Below are 18,199 nucleotides of genomic sequence, written 5' to 3'. Positions count from 1 at the left end.
CCGGCTTGATCAATTGTTGCGCTTGGCTGCTGCAAGCTTTTTTCCTTCGTCTTTTGTTCTGTTGCGGGCCAGACTGCGTGCAAGGGCCAGTTGTTCTTCCCGCCCCGGCGTCTCGCCGTCAAGCTTGGCCTGAAGCACCGCGCGCAGTATTTGGCTGAAAAGAGGTCCGGGCGACAGACCCATATTTTTGAGATCCTCGCCGGTGATGTCCACTTTTTCGTGACGCCACTGGGTAATATAGCGGGACAGATTTTTTTGCAGCCCCTCGTCGTTGGTTTCGGCCATAAGGTAGAGCAGGGATTCCAGCGACAGGGGGGCCAGCAGCCCATGAAGGACGCTTACCTTGAACTCCTGCACGCCTTGGCGTTTTTGTCGGCTTTCCAGGCGTCCTCTCACGGTGCGCATCTGTTCCCGTTGACCAAGGATATCGTTTCTTTTGTTCTCAGGTAGCCCCATCCGGCGGTAAAGTACGGATGTTTCCACATAGGGCAGGCCATGGCAAAGCCCGAGAAAGTATACGAGCCAGGGTTGAGGCATTTTTTCAAAGTATAAAAGGCGGTACCAGGACAGCATGTCCTGAAGTTCTTCGAGGATCTTTCTCTTCCCTGGCGTAAGCGCCAACTGTTGTGCGATGGCCGGCAGTATACCCAGTTGGTCCAACCGTTCAAGGCAGGCCAGTGGGTTCTCTTCATCACAAATCAGCTTGAATTCATGAAAAAGCCGCGGCCCGCTGAGCCTGTCCATCAGCTTGAGCCCCATAGCATTTTTGATAAGCTTTTCTGAACCTGCCCCTATACGAAAATCATAGCGCTGTTCAAAACGCACGGCCCGCAGGCAGCGTGTGGGGTCTTCAACAAAGCTCAGGGTATGAAGTACGCGTATAATGCGCTCTTTTATATCTCTTTGGCCGCCGAAAAAGTCCACGAGCTGTCCGAATGGAGTGCTGTCCAGACGCACCGCCAAAGCATTTATGGAAAAATCACGCCGGAACAGGTCCATTTTAATGGAAGACAGCTCCACTGTAGGCAGGGCAGCGGGATACTCATAATACTCAAGCCGGGCGGTAGCCACATCAATACGCGATTCGCGGCCTTCGGCATCTTTGAAGATGACTACCGAAGTCAGAAATTCCTGATGTTCGCGCACTCTGCCACCAAGCTCTGCGGCCAGGGCCTTGGCCAGGGCAATGCCGTTGCCCTCTACCACCAGGTCGATATCCTGATTGGCCCTGTTGAGCAGAAGATCACGAACAAAGCCGCCTACAGCATAGACGGGCAGGCCCAGGTCACGACCAAGCCGGCCTGCCAGATGGAGCAGGTTTTTGGCAGAAGCGGGCAAACGGTCCTGTATGAGCTTGCCCACATGTCGCTCCTTGCTGGAGGAATGCTTCAGAACGGGCAGGTTTCCGGGTTCGTGGGCGAAAACATTGATAAGGTCGGTACGCGTCACAACGCCGATGACATCTTCATTTTCGACAATCGGTACCAGGCGTTGTCGTGCGCCGACAATGGCTGCGGTAAGGTCTTTGAGCACCGCTTCCGGCGGCAGGGTTTGGATGCGCCGTTGCATATAGTCTTCCACTCTGGCGTTTCCAAGCCCGTGGGCGCTGGCGCGCGAGGCAGTCTGGGCGTCCAGTAGCCCCTCGCACCTGCGTGTACTGGGTATGAAGACAGGTACTGCCTTGAGGCCGAAGTGCAGCATCAGTTCATCTGCCTGACGTATGGTCGCTGTGGATTCCACACCTACAGCAGGGGATGACATGTATTCGCGCGCTGTCTTGTCAGGCTGTGCCTGTGCGTAGAGCTGCCTCAGAATGGCGTCGCGCACTTCATGCAGGGTCATGTGCCGCACAGAGGCCGATGCCGCATAGACATGCCCGCCGCCGCCCAGAGCCGCGCAGATATCGCCCACGTTGACAGTATCGCTGCGGCTGCGGGCCACAACCTGTATACGATCTCCCATGAGGCCGATGGCAAAAAGGACAATGAATTTCTCCATTTCCATAAGCCGGTGCGCAAGATAGGCAAAGTCGCCCAGATAATGCTCCATGGAGGCTTCGGCCAGAACCACTTGGGTTCCGTTAATGGTGTAGGACTGTGCCGATTCCAGAAGGCTGTTGAGCGCCTGTATATGCAGGCTGGTCAGCTCATGGGCAGCCAGATCATTTATGCGGTTGACTTCCATGCCCTGACCAAGCAGCCATGCGGCAGCTTCAAAGTCCGCCGTTGTGGTGGATGAGTAAGTGAAGGAGCCGGTGTCGCCATAAATGCCGAGTCCCAGCAGGGTGGCATCTTCTGCTTCAAGGCGGATTCCGGCTTCGCGCAGGTGCTGCACTATAAGGCTTGTGACAGAACCTATAGAGGCAAAATATAGCCTGTCGGGGGTGATGTCGTCGCCGGATTCCGGATGGTGATCCCATATTTCCACATGTACATCCGGTCGATCCAGCAAGGGGGCCACATGGCTGACCCTGCCGCGCTGGCGCGTATCCACCAGTACCAGTCGGTCAAATGAATCCCAGTCCAGCTCCGCGCTGGCGGCAAAATTATAGGCTCTGGTATCAAGAGTGGCGTAAAGTTTTTGCAGTCCACGTTCCTGACTGCCCGGAAAAAGCAGCACGTGCGGGCTGTACAGGTGGCGGGCGGCCAGCATGGCGGCGAAGGCGTCAAAGTCCGCATTGGCATGGCAGGTTATCAGCGTGGCTTTGGCAGCACTCACATGGCTCACATCTGGCTCCGGGGGTGGAATTTGCGGTGGATGCTACGCAGGCGCTCTGCCTGTACATGGGTATATATTTCTGTGGCGCTGATGTCGGCATGACCGAGCAGCAATTGCACCGCCCGCAGGTCCGCGCCGCCTTCAAGCAGGTGTGTGGCAAAAGAATGACGGAATGTATGGGGAGAAACCGGGCGGCGTATGCCTGCCTCCAGAGCGTATTTTTTTACCATCTTCCAGATATACTGCCGTGTCAGCGCACGGCCGGAACGATTGACGAAAAGCTGGTTGCCTGTGGGTGAAAAAGCCGGGCGCCAATCACGGATGTAATTTTCAAGCATGTTCTGCATAAGATCATGCAGCGGCACAAGGCGTTCTTTGGCTCCCTTGCCGAAAACACGTACCAATCCGCGCTGAAGGTCCAGATCGGGCAAACACAGATCGCACAGTTCAGACACCCGCAGGCCAGCGGCATAGAGCAGTTCGAGTATGCAGCGGTCGCGCTGGCCGCCCCTGTCACGCAGATCGGGCCGTGCCAGCAGGGATTCCATTTCATCCCGGCTCAGTACTTCGGGCAGGTGTTGGGGCAGTTTTGGATTGTCCAGCAATTGCGCAGGATTATTTTTTATGGCGTTTTCCTGTACGGCAAAATCAAAAAAAGCCCGCAATGCTGAAAGGCGGCGCGCCAATGTCCGTCCTGTGTTCTGCCGGGCGCGCAACCATGCCAGATAGAGGAAAACTTCCTGTTCATCTGGTTGGGGGCTTACTGCTTCGCCCTGGGCCAGTTCCTGACGAAAAAGGAAAAAATTTTCAAGGTCTTGCCCGTAAGAGGCAACGGTCTGGGGCGACAGCCCCCGTTGGGCCAGCAGATAATCCTGCCATAGCGGCAACAGCGGGGCCAGCGGACAGAGGAATGATGGGGCCGTGTCTTGTTTGATCATACGCGTATGCTAGCCGCCTTGTGCCGGACGGGCAAGTTTTTTACATGTTCCCAACCGGATGCGGTACAAAAGGTTTGTGCAGAGGCTTTTGTTCCTTTTGCGCCTGTGCTATCCACAGCGGCATATTGATGAGGCCGGAGTCGCTCGCGCTTGAAATGTCTGCAGGGATTTGAACATATCGTTGCCGCAGAGTGGACGCAGCCAAATTTGTCCGCTGTACGCGATTCGTCCAAGCGTTTATGTCCTAACGAGCATCCATGGGAAGGGGAAGACATATGCCCGAAAATTCGCCGGGAAAAGAATTCCAGGCTTACGTATGCCTTGGATCCAACTGTGCAAATGCGGAAGAGATGCTGGTACGCGCCCGGCAGAAGTTGGCCGCCTTGCCGCGCATGCGTACAGGAGCAGCGTCGCCTCTCTACTGCACCGAACCACAGGGCTACGCGGACCAGTCCTGGTTTTTCAACCAGGTGATAGAGCTTTTTCCCGGTGCCTCCTGGACGCCGTGTTCTCTTGTGGATGCCCTGCTGGATATTGAGGCAGATCTTGGCCGGGTGCGCAGCGCTGATCCGGCGCTACGCTTCGGACCGAGAGCCATTGATGTCGATCTGCTGCTGTTCGGGCAGATAGGCAGCGAAAACCCTCACTGCCTTGTGCCGCATCCCCGCCTGACCCAAAGGGCTTTTGCCCTTGTACCACTGCTTGATGTTGCCCCGCATGCCGTTATTGACGGTTTGCCCGCAACGGAATGGCTCGCGCGCCTACAGTACAAAAAGGAAGGGCAGAGAATTTTTCAGTGACTGGAAGAGGGGCCTGTGATAATCTTGTCCACGGCTTTCATGAATATTGTCGGAAGCCGCACAAGAGCCGTACGTGCCCGTGCCCTGCACGGACCTAAGGAGCATGACAGATGTGGAAGTGGCTAATTCTTATTCTGGCGGGCTACGCCCTTTATCGTCTTTTTGCCAATGACGTGCTGAAAAAGAAAAAAGAAAACAAAGAGGATAACGCTGCCGAGATGGAGCGCAAGATAGCTGCGGGCGAAATGGTCAAAGACCCCGAATGCGGAACCTATGTTGCCGTTGAGGGTAATATTTCCGTGCGTGACGGAGAGACCATCCATCGTTTCTGTAGCTACGAATGTCGTGACAAATTTTTGCAGCGCCTTGAAGAGAGCGGCCGCGAACTTCCCCCACGCGAATAAGGCGCGATATATCTGTATAGTTCACGGGTGAAAAAACGGCCGACGGGCTGTTTTTCACCCGTGTTTTGCGTTCCGATTTCCTGCACGTCTCTGGTTCAAGGATTTTTATATCGCGTGCCATGGGCTATAGCTCCGGGTACTTGCCAGGCGGACCTTTCATGGGCAGTTTCAACGGGACTACCCGGTGTGCGGCCGCAGCATTGCCTTTCGCCAACGCCGGTTTCAGCGTAACACGGCATTGATTCTGCCGGAAATGGCATTTTCGTCACAATGACCATTGTGAGATGTGAAGTATTCCAAAATTAATCTGCTCCAGGTGGACGCCGGGCATGCCCGGCGTCCACCTGATCGGTTCGGCAACCACTCTGTGTGTTCAACGCGGGTTTGTCATTGGTTTGGTAAAAGCAATCTATGTCACACCGCAAAGTTTTTTGGCAAAGTCAGACTGGTCCTGAAGGTCTCCAAGCCGCAGAATACCTTGCTCTCGCGCCAGTTCTCTAGCTATGGCCATAAAAAGGCGGATGCGGTTCAGCTGATTGGCCTCACTGCTGCCCGGGTCATAGTCAATAGCCATTATATTGGCCTGGGGCGCCATCCGGCGTACAGTTTTGAATATTCCGCGGCCTACCACATGGTTGGGCAGGCAGCCGAAGGGTTGCAGGCAAAGAATGTCTTTTGCGCCGTGGTTAAGAAATTCCAGCATTTCCGCAGGTAAAAGCCAGCCTTCGCCCGCGGCATTGCCCAATGAAAGCATGGTTTCGCCCATGCGTGCCAAGGTGTCCACATGGGCCACCGGCATGACTCTTTCTGCCAAAGATGAGCGGCCAAGGGCCTGCCGCATACTTTTGCGCAGACTTTCCACCTTTCTGATTATCAGAGCGCTGCCAAGGGCATCCAGGGCGCTGCCGCCCTGGCGCTGCCAGTCGTATATGGAATCCCGCAAGCAATAGAGCATGAAGTTTGTGATATCCGGCAAAAGCGGCTCGCCACCTTCCTGACGGATGATATCAACGATATGCCGATTGGCATCCGGGTGATAGGTGAGCAGAATTTCACCCACAACCGCAACGCGCGGACGGCGTCCGGAATCCAGGGGTATCTGTTCAAAATCTCGTACAAGACGCTCCATGCTGTGGCGGAATGCCCTGTCATCACCCTGCCTCACTATGGGCGAAAGAACGCGCAGCCAGTGGGCTGTCCGGTCTTCTGTGTCACCGGGGCGCCGTTCATAGGTCTGGGTAAAAAGCGAAAGGCGTTGCAGCATGTCTCCCCCGAGCATGCCAAGCAGCATGCGGTGGAGCATGCCGCGGCTGGGCCTGAAACCGGGATGTCCCTCTGTTCCCGAGGCGCTCAGGGTAAGGATGGGGACAGAATCCATGCCGCATTCCAGCAGCGCCTTGCGTAGCAGGGCCGGATAATTGCTGGCGCGGCAGGGACCGCAGGTTTGAGAGAGCAAAAGCGCCACGCGCTGCGGATCATATTCACCGCTTTGCAGGGCGTGCAGCAGTTGGCCTATGGCCACTATAGCGGGGTAACAGGCATCATTATTTACATACGCCTGTCCAAGGCTGATAGCCTCGGGACTTACATGGGGCAGCAGCTTGATGCTGTGGCCGCTGCCTGCGACGCCTTCCGTGATCAGGGGAAAATGCAACGGGGCCATCTGCGGGACAAGAATGAGCCGTGACTGGGCGTCTTTTTTGGCAAAGACAGGCGGGGGTGGCGGAGCTGCGTGGACGGCGAGCTGTTCGTCTCGCCCCTGGGCCACAGCCAGCAGGGAGCGGATGCGGATGCGCGCCGAGGCCAGAGCGTTTCCTTCATCCATTTTGATCAGGGTGTACAGCTTACCGCATTCCTGCAACTGCTCGCGCACCTGGTCTGATGTGATGGCATCAAGTCCGCAGCCGAATGACGTAAGCTGTACAAGCTCAACGCGGGCTTTCCCGTGTTCCGCCTGCCCCGCCCACGCCGCGGCACGGTAAAGTCGTGCGGGATAGGTCCATTGGTTTCGTACACGCAGGCCAGGTAATGAAGCTTGCTGAAGCCATGTCCGGGGCAGGCAGTCTTCGCTCAAAACAGTGGCTCCAAGCGAGGCGATGAAATCCGGCAGGCCATGATGCACCTGGGGATCGGCATGGTAAGGCCGTCCTGCCAGAATAACCAGTGTGCCTCCCTGGCGGCTTGTCGCGCCGTACAGTTTTTTTGCTTCTTGCCGGAGTTCATTCAGGTAATTTTCCTGCTCGCGCCGTGCGGTTTTTATGGCGGCCCGCACTTCTCCCCTGGGCAGGCCCATTTCCTGGCAAAGATTGCGGACCAGGGAGGCGGTATGGTTGAGGTTGACGAAGGGGGCGTACATGGCGACCTTGCCGGCGGCAAGGTCGGGCAGGTTTTCACGCACAACCTGGGGGTAGCCACAGGCAACGGGGCAGGAAAACGCATCACACATTTCGTCAAACTCTTTGGATTCACGCGGAATGCAGGGCAGAAAAACATGCTTTACACCAGCCTCAATAAGGGCAAGCACGTGTCCATGCGCCAGCTTGGCCGGGTAGCAGACACTCTGCGAAGGCACAGAGGCCAGCCCACGGGCGAACAGGGCGCGATTTGTGGGAGGGGAAAGCTCCACCCTGTAGCCAAGCTCGGTAAACAGGGTGAACCAGAAGGGGTAATGCGAATAAACTGTGAGTACACGCGGTATGCCCAAGATGCCGCGCGGGGCATTTTCCACGGGCAGCGGCTCATAGTTGAACAGGCGACGGTACTTCCAGTCATAAATATTGGGGGCCTTTTGAGCTTTTTTGCTGGCGTTGTTGGCGAACTTGTCGCAACGATTGCCTGAAAAGTGCCGTTCGCCATGTGAAAAGCGCGTTTCAGTGAGAAGGCAGTTGTTGCCACAGTCGCGACAGCGAAAACTGCGGCTGCGCATCTCAAGGCCGCGTATGCGTTCGGCTGTGATGGGCGAATGGTGCTTTTCATGAGCAGGCCGGGCTTCAATGGCAGTCAGGGCAGCGCCATAAGCCCCCATAAGGCCGGATGAAACCGGGCGGTGCACAGGGTGGCCGAGGGTGCGCTCCATAGCACAGAGCAGGGCATCATTGAGAAAAGATCCCCCCTGTACCACCACATGCTGGCCCAGTTCATCCACATTTTTTATGCGCAAGACCTTGTCCAGAGCATTGCGCACAACTGAGTAACACAGGCCCGCGGCAATGTCGGCGGCCTTCATGCCTTCTTTTTGTGCCTGGGTAACCTTGGAGTTCATGAACACCGTGCAGCGCGATCCGAGATCCGCCGGGTGCTCGGCGTAAAGGGCCGCCTGAACAAATTCGTCCATATTCATGCCAAGCCCTATGGCGAAGCTTTCAAGAAAAGCTCCGCAGCCGGCAGAACAGGCTTCATTAAGGCTCACGTTGGTTATGACGCCGTTTTCAGCCTTGAGGCACTTCATGTCCTGCCCGCCAATATCAATGACGTAGCTGACTTCCGGCACAATGCGGTGGGCCGCCTTGAAGTGCGCCAGGGTCTCAACGGTTACACAGTCCAGCTTCAAGGCCGCTTCGGCAAGCTGCGCGCCGTAGCCTGTGGCTGCCGTACCCGCAAGCCAGGCCTGCGGCGGAATCTGTTCAAGCATGTCTGCCAGGGGCGGCAAAAGAACCTGTAGCGGGTTGCCGCCATTGGATACGTAACATGACGCAAGCAGGCGCTGCTGACTGTCCATAAGGGCGGCTTTGACTGTGGTGGAACCCAGGTCAAGCCCGAGATATAAGGGGCCTTGGGCTTCGCTGAGAGCTGCCCGTGGCAGCTTGTCGTCAGAATGGCGCTTTTTGAAGATTTCGTATTCGTTCTGGTGGGAAAAAAAGCGGGGAAGGGCCTTGGTAAGCGGACTAGCACGCTCGCGTGACAGGCTACGGGCTTGCCCAGCCAGGGCATCCAGACGCACCAGCGACATTTCAGCCTGCATGCCTGCCACGCACAAGGCTGCTCCGTGCGCAGCCGCGCACTGGGCATGGGGCAGATGGGCGATTTCTTTTTCGTCCAGACTGAGCGCCTTGACGAAAAGAGTTTTTAATTCCGGCAGAAAATGCAGAGGCCCGCCGAGAAAAGCCACTGTTCCCTCGATGGGGCGGCCACAGGCCAGCCCGCCAATGGTCTGTTCCACCACGGCCTGGAAGATGGAGGCGGCAATATCTTCGCGCGCCACCCCGCCATTCAGAAGGGGGACTATATCGGTCTTGGCGAAAACGCCGCAGCGCGATGCAATAGGGTAAAGGGTGGTGTGGCGCGATGCCAGCTCGTTGAGGCCCTGCGCATCTGTATTGAGCAGACGGGCCATCTGGTCGATAAAAGCGCCTGTGCCGCCCGCGCAGGATTCATTCATGCGCAGTTCCACATCCTGCCCCAGATAGAGCAGTTTGGCGTCTTCACCCCCCAGTTCCACAGCCACGCTGGTATGCGGGGCGGCGGCAGCCACGGCCCGGGCCGTGGCAAGCAGCTCCTGCACGAAAGGCAGGCCAAGCGCTTCGCCAAGGTCCAGAGCGCCCGAGCCAGTAATGGCACATCGCACTGGTAATAAAGGATATTTTTGTGCCAGCTCGTCTAGAAGGGCAGACAGGGTGGCCCTGACAGCGGTTCCGTGACGACGATACATGGTTTCAATAACCATGCCCTCGGCGTCCAGAAGTGCCAGTTTGACAGTGGTGGAACCTATGTCCAGACCAAGAAATGCCGCAGGATGTGGAGACACAAATAAGTCCTCACATTTCTGTGTGTTAATGGGGATAGACAAATCGAACCTTTCATAAGGAAAATCCTTGATTGTGGAAAAGCCGTGATATTTTCCAGCTATACAATTAAGATATACTGCAAGCTACGTTAAATACAAGCCCCCGGTTGCCACAAAAAACGCCGTGCCTTCTGCAAGGGCGGTTAATCCGGTCCCTGCGCAAAAGGCACGGCGTGAGCATTGTCACAGATACTTTTATTGGGCCATGGACGCCTCGAGACGGCTGGTGATGTTGTCACGTATCCATTTGGGATCAAGCCATTCGAGGGGGGTCACTTCAACACCGCCCACCATTATGCCGAAGTGCAGATGGTCACCGAAAGCGAGGCCGGTGGTTCCCGTATGCCCTATGGTTTGGCCTTTTTGCACCACATCGCCCGCGTTGACCATTGAGTCGTTAAGGTGAGAGTAGAGGGACATGAGTCCAAGGCCGTGGTCAATGACCACAATATTGCCGTAAATGCCCAGGTCTCCGCTGAATATTACGCGACCGCTGTTAGCGGCAGGCACGTCATCATTGCGAACGGAGGCGAGGTCAAAGCCCAGATGGTAGGATTCGCCCACAAGCTTGCCCTGGTAATTATAAAAGCGGTGGTCTGCGTATCCGGCGCGCGGGGCAGAGCGGGGCATGCGCTGGAAAACGCCACTCCACAACATGGCCGATGCCGTATCCTTGCTGATATTGCGCAGATCTTCCACGTTGGCGGCGCGCACCTGATTGTTGATGTACAGGTAGCACTCCAGCGGGTTGGCTGCATTCGGCGCAAGGTGCCGCAGCTTGTTTTCCACACTCAGTAAAAAGTCGTCGCTCAGTTCAAGGCTGTCGCTTTTGAAGGTACGCTCAAAAGCCATAACTGTCAGACGGTTTTTGGTGACGTTGCCCGCCAGGTCGGTGGCTGTAATCTCCACGCTGTTCTTGTAGTCCTTGGCGGTCATAGTGTATGGAAAAGGGAAAAAGCAGATATAGCTGCCGTCTTTTTGCAGGTAGCCCGGCACAAAATAACCGGCTACCAGCACCCCGCTGTTGGTGACGTCTTCGTCAACCGTATACCGCACAACTGCAGCACCGCCACGGCGGACGTTAGGGGGCAGGGTTTTGACGGATATGCGCGGGGGCTGTGTATCCAGGCGCATAGGAAGCTGCACGGTACGGGTGTTGCCCTGCCCGAAACCGGCCAGAGAGCCGTCTGTTGCGCGCACCTCAAGATCAAAGGCTCCCTCACGCAGGTTGGCGTCCTTTAAGGGAACCTCCACAGTGCGTTCGGGCAGGTATTGATCAAAATGTTTGTTGAAAATAACATTGAGCACGTTATTCTTTCGGACTCCAACTGTAACAGAACGAATTCCTGAAGGATCCTTCATGCTGACCTTGAGCACGCTGGCAGGGGAAACTCTGCCGGTGTTGGGCGAAACGTCAATAACAGGCCCTTCAAGGTCCTTAAAGAATGTGTAGCCGCCTACGCCAAGAGCAACGACTACCAAAATACCCAACACTGATGAAAACATACTTTTTTTTCGCATTACAGGCTCCTCATTAAACTCCGTCAAAGCCTTGCATAAAGAAAGCCAAGTTTCAAGGAAAAGTCTGGAACTTTTATAACGTTCCGTTAAAGCCGCAGAGCGCATTGACTTGACGGGCAAAATCTGTTTTCACTTCCGCAGTATGCAACACGCCAAGTACACAGGCCAAAGAGCGCCGGAACGCACACGTAGCCCCATGGTGGACCCCAAACGCCTGCGACGACGCATGGTGCGTGAACAACTTGAAGCCAGAGGCATAAACGATGCCGAGGTGCTGGCCGCCATGTCGGCCGTGCCGCGTCATCTGTTTGTGCAGGAGGCGCTGCGCGCCCAGGCGTATGAGGATACCCCGCTGCCCATCGGCTACGGTCAGACCATTTCACAGCCTTATGTGGTGGCACTGATGAGCCAGTTGCTTGAAGTGCGCCGCGGCATGCGCGTGCTGGAAATAGGCACTGGCTCGGGATACCAGGCCGCGGTGCTCGCGACTATGGGCTGCACTGTCTTTACAGTGGAGCGTTTGCGCGAACTGTACCAGGATACAGGAAATCTCTTGCGGCAACTGGGCCTGCGCGGCGTACACATGCAGCGTCGGGACGGCACGCTGGGCATGCCCGAGGCCGCCCCCTTTGACAGAATCATTGTTACGGCGGGCGGGCCGGAAGTGCCGCGCCCCCTGACAGACCAGCTTGACGAAGGCGGCATTCTGCTTATTCCCGTGGGACCACGCCCCCGAGCACAGCGGCTCATGCGTTTTCGCAAGGAGCAGGGCCGTATGACCGGGGAAGACCTCGGTCCCGCTATTTTTGTGGATCTGGTGGGCGACCACGGCTGGTAGCACGGCCTCTCGCCATCAAAAACAAGGAGATGTCATGGCTTCCTGTTCCTCCTGTTCTTCATCTTCCTCCTGTCCAAGCGCCACGGGCAAGGGTGGAGACGGAAAATGCAGTGACCCTGTCGCCCGGCAGGACAAAATCATCGCCGACAGGCTCGGGCATATACGGCACAAGCTTTTCGTCATGAGCGGCAAGGGTGGGGTGGGTAAAAGTTCCGTCACCGTCAATACTGCCGCAGCCCTGGCCCGGCGTGGTTTCAAGGTGGGCATTCTCGATGTGGACCTGCACGGCCCCAGTGTGCCCAACCTGCTGGGCCTCACAAGCACCGTCGAGATGGACCCCGGCGGCGAGCTTATGCTGCCAGCGACCTATAATGAAAATTTGTCTGTCATTTCTATGGACTCACTGCTGCAGGACAAGGATCAGGCCATCCTGTGGCGTGGTCCGAAAAAAACGGCTGCTATCAGGCAGTTTATTTCGGATGTGAAGTGGGGCGATCTTGATTTTCTGCTTATTGACTCGCCTCCAGGCACTGGTGATGAGCATATGACGGTCATGCAGTCCATTCCTGACGCGCTTTGTGTGGTCGTGACCACACCGCAGGAAATTTCCCTGGCGGATGTGCGCAAGGCCATCAATTTTCTCCAGTATACCAACTCCAATGTTCTTGGCGTTGTAGAAAATATGAGCGGTCTTGTGTGCCCGCACTGTCATCAGGAAATTGATCTTTTCAAGAAAGGCGGCGGCGAAGATCTCGCAAAACGCTACGGCCTCAAGTTCCTGGGGGCCGTGCCTTTGGATCCCACCACTGTAGTTGCTGCGGACCGCGGGGTTCCTGTGGTGTATCTTGAATCGGAAAGCCCAGCCAAAGCTGCCTTTCTTCAATTGGCAGACGCCATTGCCGATGCCTGCGACAACAGCCTGGAGGCTTTGGCCACCTCGCGCTCCTAGGAATGCCCCTGGCCCCGGCTGACACTGATTCGCCGCAGTGCACAAGGCTGTTTTTCAGTAATTTGTGCAAGAAGGTAAAAGCCGGAAAAGCGGGTGGAGTATTTTTTTACAGCAAAAATCTCCCCTGCCGGATTGCGCAAACCCGGCAGGGGAGATTTTTTCTTCTTTTCTCTCGTCTGCTTTTATGTTACTTGGACAAAAATTCTCCGGGAGAGTCAAAATAAATACAATGCTTAACCTTGCTAATAAAATTACGCTGTTACGTATTCTTATGACCCCTCTGGTGGTTTTACTGCTTTACTTTGAAGGTCCAACGGTGTGCAAGATCGCGGCCTTGGCCTTTATTTTTGCCTCAGTGACTGACTGGGCTGACGGTTATGTGGCCCGGCGTTCCAACATGGTTACCAGCATGGGCAAGTTTCTGGACCCGCTGGCCGACAAGGTGCTCATCTGCTCTGTGCTCATCATGTTTGTTCAGCTCGGCTGGACTGAGGCCTGGGTCGTTATCATCATGGTTTGTCGTGAACTTGTAGTCACAGGCCTTCGCGCCATTGCCATTGACGAAGGCATTGTGCTTGCTGCGGACAAGTTCGGCAAGGCCAAGACGATTCTGCAGGTTTTTGCCATTGTTCCCCTGACCCTGCATTATCCCCTGTGGGGTATGGACCCGCAGCCCATAGGGCAGGTCCTGTTGTATGCCGCGCTGGCGCTGGCGCTTATTTCCGGCACCAACTACTGCTATGATTTCTACCGTCGTACCCGCGAACGCAAGGATTCCGGCAAGGCATGAGCACGCTGCAGATACGCCTCAAAAACTGTATCCAGACCATACTGGAGCTGGAGCCGGATATGAAAGCCGGAATGTGGGGGCGCTATTTCGATTCAGAATTGAACTCTCTCAAAGACTACCTTTCTCAGGTTGACCAGATGGATCTGGCTGAAGAGGATGTCCAGCGGCTTGAAAACGCTACCGCGACATTTCTTGCGGAACTGAAACTTTCCCGGAAGGGCAAAACTCAAAAAAGACGGCTTTTGCAATAATGTTCTGGCGTTCTTTCATACTTGTGGTGCTGGGCCTGATCAGTGTAGTGCTTTTCAGTCGCATGGTCTGGGGGCCTACCGGACTGCTTGAGTATCGTGAACTCAAACGGCAGTACGCCGCTCTCGAAAAGCAGATCGCCGGTCTGGATGCGGAAAACATGGCCCTCAGCCGTGAAATCCGCCTTTTGCAGTCTGACAACCAGTATGTGGAGAAAGTCATCCGGCAGCGCCTGCATTATGTGCGGGACAATGAGGTGCTTTACCTTTTTGACGCATCGGCCAAGCCCCATCGGGAGCCGTAGTATATGACAGAAAAAATTGAGTGGTATAAAGAAGTCCTGGATCTTGAACCCAACTCCAAGGTCTTTTTTCCGCTGGCGCGTCTGCTGGCGGAAGCACAGCGGACCGATGAGGCAGTAGAGGTTCTGGAGCGGGGCTTGAAACGGCACGACGAATTTCTTGAAGCCCGCATATTTTTGATCGAGCTGCTCTACAGGGCAGGAAAACAGGACGCCTGTGAAAAACAGGTCGAAAAACTCAGCAAGATGCTTACGGCGTATGCCGGTTTCTGGCAGGCCTGGGCAGCCAGCCTGGCCGCGGAAGCCCATTCTCCGGATGCTGCGGCCGTCATGAATTTTTTGGCCCTCAATTTTGCCCGTGGTCCGGTATCCTTGCAAGAGGTAATGGAGAGGGGCGTTAACAGTCTTCTTGGTCAGGATGTTCCTCGCAACACTGTGCATTGCCAGCCAAGGAGAAATGAAGCCCCCGGCAACGTCATTGGAGCGCCCAAAGAAGCTGAAGTTTCACTTGAAAGTGAGGACACGGCTGTTTCCGCCAGCCAACCTGCAGATTTTTTCCTTGAACCTGAGGCCGCAACCGCCCTGCATTCAGACATCTCTGAGCAGTCCGCGGATCTGCCTGAAGACAGCCTGGAACAGGTTGTCCCTGTGGATGATACGCTCTCTGCTGTCCATTCCGCCCAACAGCATCTCGCGCATGAACATCTGACACACGAAAAGCTTGCGGCTTTTGATCCTGACAATATCCTGAACGAGACCCGGCCGCAGCGTCCTGACCCTGCAGTTGCCTGCGAGGCTTCTCCGACGGCAGAAAAAATCACAGTTGCGCGGGATACTGCGGTAGACAATCCTGCAGGTCATGGCGATGAAGGAAACGAAGAAGGGGAAGAGCGGTTTTCTTTGCGCACGCGCTCCATGGCCGAAGTCCTGGCCGAACAGGGTGACACCAAAGGGGCGCTGGATATTTATCACGAACTGGCAGCCGCTGCCACGGCGCCAGAAGAAAGCGCCGACCTGCGCCAGAGGATAGCAACCTTGAACGCACGATTAGGCAGCGCGCAGCTGGAAGATCTTACTCCGGATGCCGCCACGCCTGAAGCGGCAAGCGGCAAAGACAAGCTTATAAGCATGCTCGAGGCTCTGGCAGAACGTGTTGAGGCCAGAGCGCACAGCTGATAAATTTCAAGATGTATTTATCTGTATACCGCCAGGGTGCTGACAGGCTCTGTGTCAATGCCTGACGGCGCTTTACCATTCGTGCGGAGTTGTCCGGCAATAATGCATGGCTGCTCTAAAGCTCAGGGAGAACACGGTGTTCAAATCATATCTGCGGACCACACTCATGCTGGCAGCTGCCGCTCTTCTTGTTGCAGGTTGCAGTTCATACCAGCCAACCAAAAACGCATGGAAGTCCACCAAAGGATTCTGGAATACGTACGTCAGTCCACCTGCCTCGGTGGATTATGACGAAAAAGGTGAACTTTCGCCGCAGGCTTTGGCCCTGACCCATAGCATGATGGGTATTGATGTGGAGCTGAGCCGCCTTGAGCGCGTCATGCTTAACGCCGACAAGCCGCCCACGCGTGACTGGATCGTCACGTTCTTCAACAGCTTCCCTTGGGTCAGCGGCTTTGCGGGCGTCAAGTATGACGGCAGCATTCTTGGTCAGGAGCCTGCTAACCCCATGAAGCAGCTTGATTTTATCCCTCTGCTTTATGAAGATAAAAAACAGAGCAGCCGCGCCTTGCGGGCCGATGTGCAACCTTCTCCTTTGGGGCCGGAGGTTTTACTGGCCGCTCCGCTGTATGACGGCGTAGACTTTTTGGGTGTGGTGGCAACCTATTTTGACATGCGTGCGCTCATACAGTATTCCGGTAGCCCGGAAAACGTGGTCATTCTTACTCCCCAGGCCCTGTTGTGGCCTGGCAAGTATGATTTTGCGGCCACGCCTTTGGCTGGTGTAAATTGGGATGAAGCCGTTACCAAGAGTTCTTCCGGCACATGCACCAATGTAACCGGCACGTTTTATTATCTTGTTCGCTACCTGGGCAACCTGCCCCTTGTTTTTGCCGTTGCTGAAAAAGGCACCTTCCCTGAAGGCGGCGGCAATGTGGATCAGGGGCTGGCGTTTTTCCCGAAAGAACGGGAAAAGTTGCCGCCGCCCCCCCAACCCGAACGCAAGCGCAAAAATCTGGACGGTCCGGCCATGGCTGTGCCGGCGCCCGGCGATGCTGTCACCGCCGAAGGCGAAGCACCGCGGCCTGCAGGCGCCCCTTCTCACGACCTTCAGCCCGGCAGCCACGACAGTGTGTTGCTCAAGAACAAGCGTGCCGAGAAGGGCAGGGTTCAGGAGCGTCAGCTTGAGGGAGAAAATGTTCCTGTGGAAAGGGTGCAGCGGCCACGCCGTGCGGCTCCCGCTTCGCCGCCTGCCGGTCTTGGCTTGCCGGCAGATATGGATGCCGGCAGACCGAGTCCCTTTGGCCCCCGCGAAGAAAGGCCCACGGTAGTTATGCCGAGTCCCTTCGGCCCTCGTGCGGATGAGACAGAGGAAGGTAAGGCCGGAACTGCCACTGAAGGAGTTGGCAAGGAAAATGCTGCTCCTGTGGACGAAGCCGCCAAGGCTCCAGCACCCGCCGCGGAAAAACCGGCTGAAAAGCCTGCACCGGAAGAAACTGGCGCTGCATCTTCAGCTGACGATGAACCGGGCAGCAACGCCGCTCCGGCCATTTTGCCGGGTGGGCGTCCAAGTCCTTTCGGGCCACGGAATTGACGCATATTATGAAGCTTGCGCCGCCCCGGGGCGGCGCAAGCCTTTAGGTATTCGGAACATCTGTTTTTTGCAGGAGGCCTGCATGGCTGATATCACGGTCACGGAACATCTGCTGCTGCATCAAAAGCGCACCCCGCAGGCCACGGGGCAATTTACCGGCTTGCTGTACGACCTTATCCTTTCCGGCAAAAGTATCTCCCGCCGCATTAACAAGGCGGGGTTGTTGGATATTCTCGGCGGTACAGGCGAAGTTAACGTTCAAGGCGAGAATGTTCAGAAAATGGATACAATCGCCAATCGCATCATGCTCTACCGCATGGAGCGGTGTGGCGCCCTGTGTGCCATGAGTTCGGAAGAAGAGGCCGACCTGATACGCGTCAGCCCGGAATTTCCCCGTGGCGACTATATCTTGATTTTTGATCCACTGGACGGTTCTTCCAACATTGATGTTAACATCAATGTTGGAACAATTTTTTCGATTTTACGTCGTCCCGATGGGCATTCAGGCGAAGTGACGCTGGATGAGGTGCTGCAGCCGGGCAACAGGCAAGTGGCGGCAGGTTATATTTTATATGGTCCCTCCACCATGCTTGTACTCAGCACGGGGCAAGGAGTTCATGGCTTCACCCTTGACCCCGGAGTGGGAGAATTTTTGCTTTCCCATCCCAACATGTGCATCCCCGAGCAGGGGTACATCTATTCGGTAAATGAGGGGAACTGGAAGAATTGGGATGCCCCTGCCCGCGAGGCTGTAAACTGGTTTCACGGCTGTGAAACTTCAGACGGAAAGCCGTATTCCTCCCGGTATGTCGGTGCTCTTGTTGCGGATTTTCATCGCACGTTGATCAACGGCGGCATTTATATGTACCCATCGGATGCCAAAAAACCCAACGGCAAACTGCGTCTTATGTGCGAGGCTGCCCCCTTGGCTTTTCTTGCGGAGCAGGCCGGGGGCAAGGCAAGTGACGGCAGGGGCCGCATTCTTGAAAGGGTTCCCGAGCACTTGCATGCACGTACGCCTTTATTCATCGGCTCCGCCAAAGATGTGGAAGCTGTTGAAAACATTTATGCCAAGTATGCCGGTTTGATAGCCTGACAGCAAATCGTACGTAATTCTGGGGCCGCGTTCGGCGCGGCT

Annotated in this window: 14 protein-coding genes; 10 read left to right on the top strand and 4 right to left on the bottom strand. The window is 55.8% G+C overall.

What is annotated here, in order from left to right:
• Nucleotides 1-9: 9 nt before the first annotated feature.
• Nucleotides 10-2,718 (bottom strand): CBS domain-containing protein, encoded by a 2,709-nt coding sequence (locus ACZ495_RS05045; RefSeq protein WP_464262888.1) that lies wholly within the window; start codon nt 2,716-2,718, stop codon nt 10-12.
• Nucleotides 2,719-2,723: 5 nt separating this feature from the next.
• A complete protein-coding gene (gene xerD / locus ACZ495_RS05040) occupies nt 2,724-3,656 on the bottom strand; it encodes a site-specific tyrosine recombinase XerD (protein WP_394027523.1) in 933 nt (310 codons plus the stop codon).
• Nucleotides 3,657-3,931: 275 nt separating this feature from the next.
• Here xerD and folK point away from each other — a divergent pair, with 275 nt between their 5' ends.
• Nucleotides 3,932-4,456 carry a 2-amino-4-hydroxy-6-hydroxymethyldihydropteridine diphosphokinase gene (gene folK / locus ACZ495_RS05035; protein ID WP_012624815.1) on the top strand — a complete coding sequence of 175 codons (525 nt, stop codon included), beginning with the start codon at nt 3,932-3,934 and terminating at the stop codon, nt 4,454-4,456.
• Nucleotides 4,457-4,566: 110 nt separating this feature from the next.
• Nucleotides 4,567-4,860, top strand: a complete 294-nt coding sequence (locus ACZ495_RS05030; RefSeq protein ID WP_012624816.1) for a TRASH domain-containing protein — start codon at nt 4,567-4,569, stop codon at nt 4,858-4,860.
• Nucleotides 4,861-5,269: 409 nt separating this feature from the next.
• Here ACZ495_RS05030 and ACZ495_RS05025 read toward each other — a convergent pair whose 3' ends face one another.
• Together ACZ495_RS05025 and ACZ495_RS05020 are read right to left on the bottom strand one after the other, a co-directional pair.
• Nucleotides 5,270-9,604: an acyl-CoA dehydratase activase gene (locus ACZ495_RS05025; protein WP_464262753.1), complete on the bottom strand. Its 4,335-nt coding sequence runs from the start codon at nt 9,602-9,604 to the stop codon at nt 5,270-5,272.
• Between the two features lie 234 nt (nt 9,605-9,838).
• A complete protein-coding gene (locus ACZ495_RS05020) occupies nt 9,839-11,164 on the bottom strand; it encodes a M23 family metallopeptidase (RefSeq protein ID WP_012624818.1) in 1,326 nt (441 codons plus the stop codon).
• Between the two features lie 196 nt (nt 11,165-11,360).
• Here ACZ495_RS05020 and ACZ495_RS05015 point away from each other — a divergent pair, with 196 nt between their 5' ends.
• The 8 genes from ACZ495_RS05015 (at nt 11,361) to fbp (ending at nt 18,157) form a co-directional block, all read left to right on the top strand.
• On the top strand, nt 11,361-12,002 hold the full coding sequence (locus ACZ495_RS05015; protein ID WP_012624819.1) for a protein-L-isoaspartate(D-aspartate) O-methyltransferase: 642 nt from the start codon (nt 11,361-11,363) through the stop codon (nt 12,000-12,002).
• Nucleotides 12,003-12,036: 34 nt separating this feature from the next.
• Nucleotides 12,037-12,951, top strand: coding sequence for an Mrp/NBP35 family ATP-binding protein (locus ACZ495_RS05010; RefSeq protein WP_072311741.1), 915 nt, complete (start codon nt 12,037-12,039; stop codon nt 12,949-12,951).
• A gap of 229 nt (nt 12,952-13,180) precedes the next feature.
• Nucleotides 13,181-13,741, top strand: a complete 561-nt coding sequence (gene pgsA, locus ACZ495_RS05005; RefSeq protein ID WP_072311743.1) for a CDP-diacylglycerol--glycerol-3-phosphate 3-phosphatidyltransferase — start codon at nt 13,181-13,183, stop codon at nt 13,739-13,741.
• Nucleotides 13,738-13,992, top strand: a complete 255-nt coding sequence (locus tag ACZ495_RS05000) for a hypothetical protein (RefSeq protein ID WP_012624822.1) — start codon at nt 13,738-13,740, stop codon at nt 13,990-13,992. The genes pgsA and ACZ495_RS05000 overlap by 4 nt, the downstream gene beginning before the upstream one ends.
• Nucleotides 13,992-14,294, top strand: coding sequence for an FtsB family cell division protein (locus tag ACZ495_RS04995; protein ID WP_012624823.1), 303 nt, complete (start codon nt 13,992-13,994; stop codon nt 14,292-14,294). Before ACZ495_RS05000 ends, ACZ495_RS04995 begins: the two co-directional genes overlap by 1 nt.
• 3 nt (nt 14,295-14,297) lie before the next feature.
• Nucleotides 14,298-15,467, top strand: a complete 1,170-nt coding sequence (locus ACZ495_RS04990) for a tetratricopeptide repeat protein (RefSeq protein WP_464262752.1) — start codon at nt 14,298-14,300, stop codon at nt 15,465-15,467.
• A 136-nt stretch (nt 15,468-15,603) separates the two neighbouring features.
• Entirely contained in the window at nt 15,604-17,061 is a 1,458-nt protein-coding gene (locus tag ACZ495_RS04985) for a hypothetical protein (RefSeq protein ID WP_464262751.1), read from the top strand.
• An 82-nt stretch (nt 17,062-17,143) separates the two neighbouring features.
• Complete coding sequence (gene fbp / locus ACZ495_RS04980; RefSeq protein WP_012624826.1) at nt 17,144-18,157, top strand: class 1 fructose-bisphosphatase; 1,014 nt, start codon at nt 17,144-17,146, stop codon at nt 18,155-18,157.
• The last annotated feature ends 42 nt before the right edge of the window (nt 18,158-18,199 follow it).

This window comes from Desulfovibrio sp. GTC20076, from assembly GCF_055385905.1.
This window is presented reverse-complemented; position numbering and strand designations above follow the sequence as displayed.

Coding starts and splice junctions, on each gene's coding strand:
- xerD (WP_394027523.1), bottom strand. CDS start 3,656: ATGATCAAACAAGACACGGCCCCATCATTCCTCTGTCCGCTGGCCCCG.
- folK (WP_012624815.1), top strand. CDS start 3,932: ATGCCCGAAAATTCGCCGGGAAAAGAATTCCAGGCTTACGTATGCCTT.
- ACZ495_RS05030 (WP_012624816.1), top strand. CDS start 4,567: ATGTGGAAGTGGCTAATTCTTATTCTGGCGGGCTACGCCCTTTATCGT.
- ACZ495_RS05020 (WP_012624818.1), bottom strand. CDS start 11,164: ATGCGAAAAAAAAGTATGTTTTCATCAGTGTTGGGTATTTTGGTAGTC.
- ACZ495_RS05015 (WP_012624819.1), top strand. CDS start 11,361: ATGGTGGACCCCAAACGCCTGCGACGACGCATGGTGCGTGAACAACTT.
- ACZ495_RS05010 (WP_072311741.1), top strand. CDS start 12,037: ATGGCTTCCTGTTCCTCCTGTTCTTCATCTTCCTCCTGTCCAAGCGCC.
- pgsA (WP_072311743.1), top strand. CDS start 13,181: ATGCTTAACCTTGCTAATAAAATTACGCTGTTACGTATTCTTATGACC.
- ACZ495_RS05000 (WP_012624822.1), top strand. CDS start 13,738: ATGAGCACGCTGCAGATACGCCTCAAAAACTGTATCCAGACCATACTG.
- ACZ495_RS04995 (WP_012624823.1), top strand. CDS start 13,992: ATGTTCTGGCGTTCTTTCATACTTGTGGTGCTGGGCCTGATCAGTGTA.
- ACZ495_RS04990 (WP_464262752.1), top strand. CDS start 14,298: ATGACAGAAAAAATTGAGTGGTATAAAGAAGTCCTGGATCTTGAACCC.
- fbp (WP_012624826.1), top strand. CDS start 17,144: ATGGCTGATATCACGGTCACGGAACATCTGCTGCTGCATCAAAAGCGC.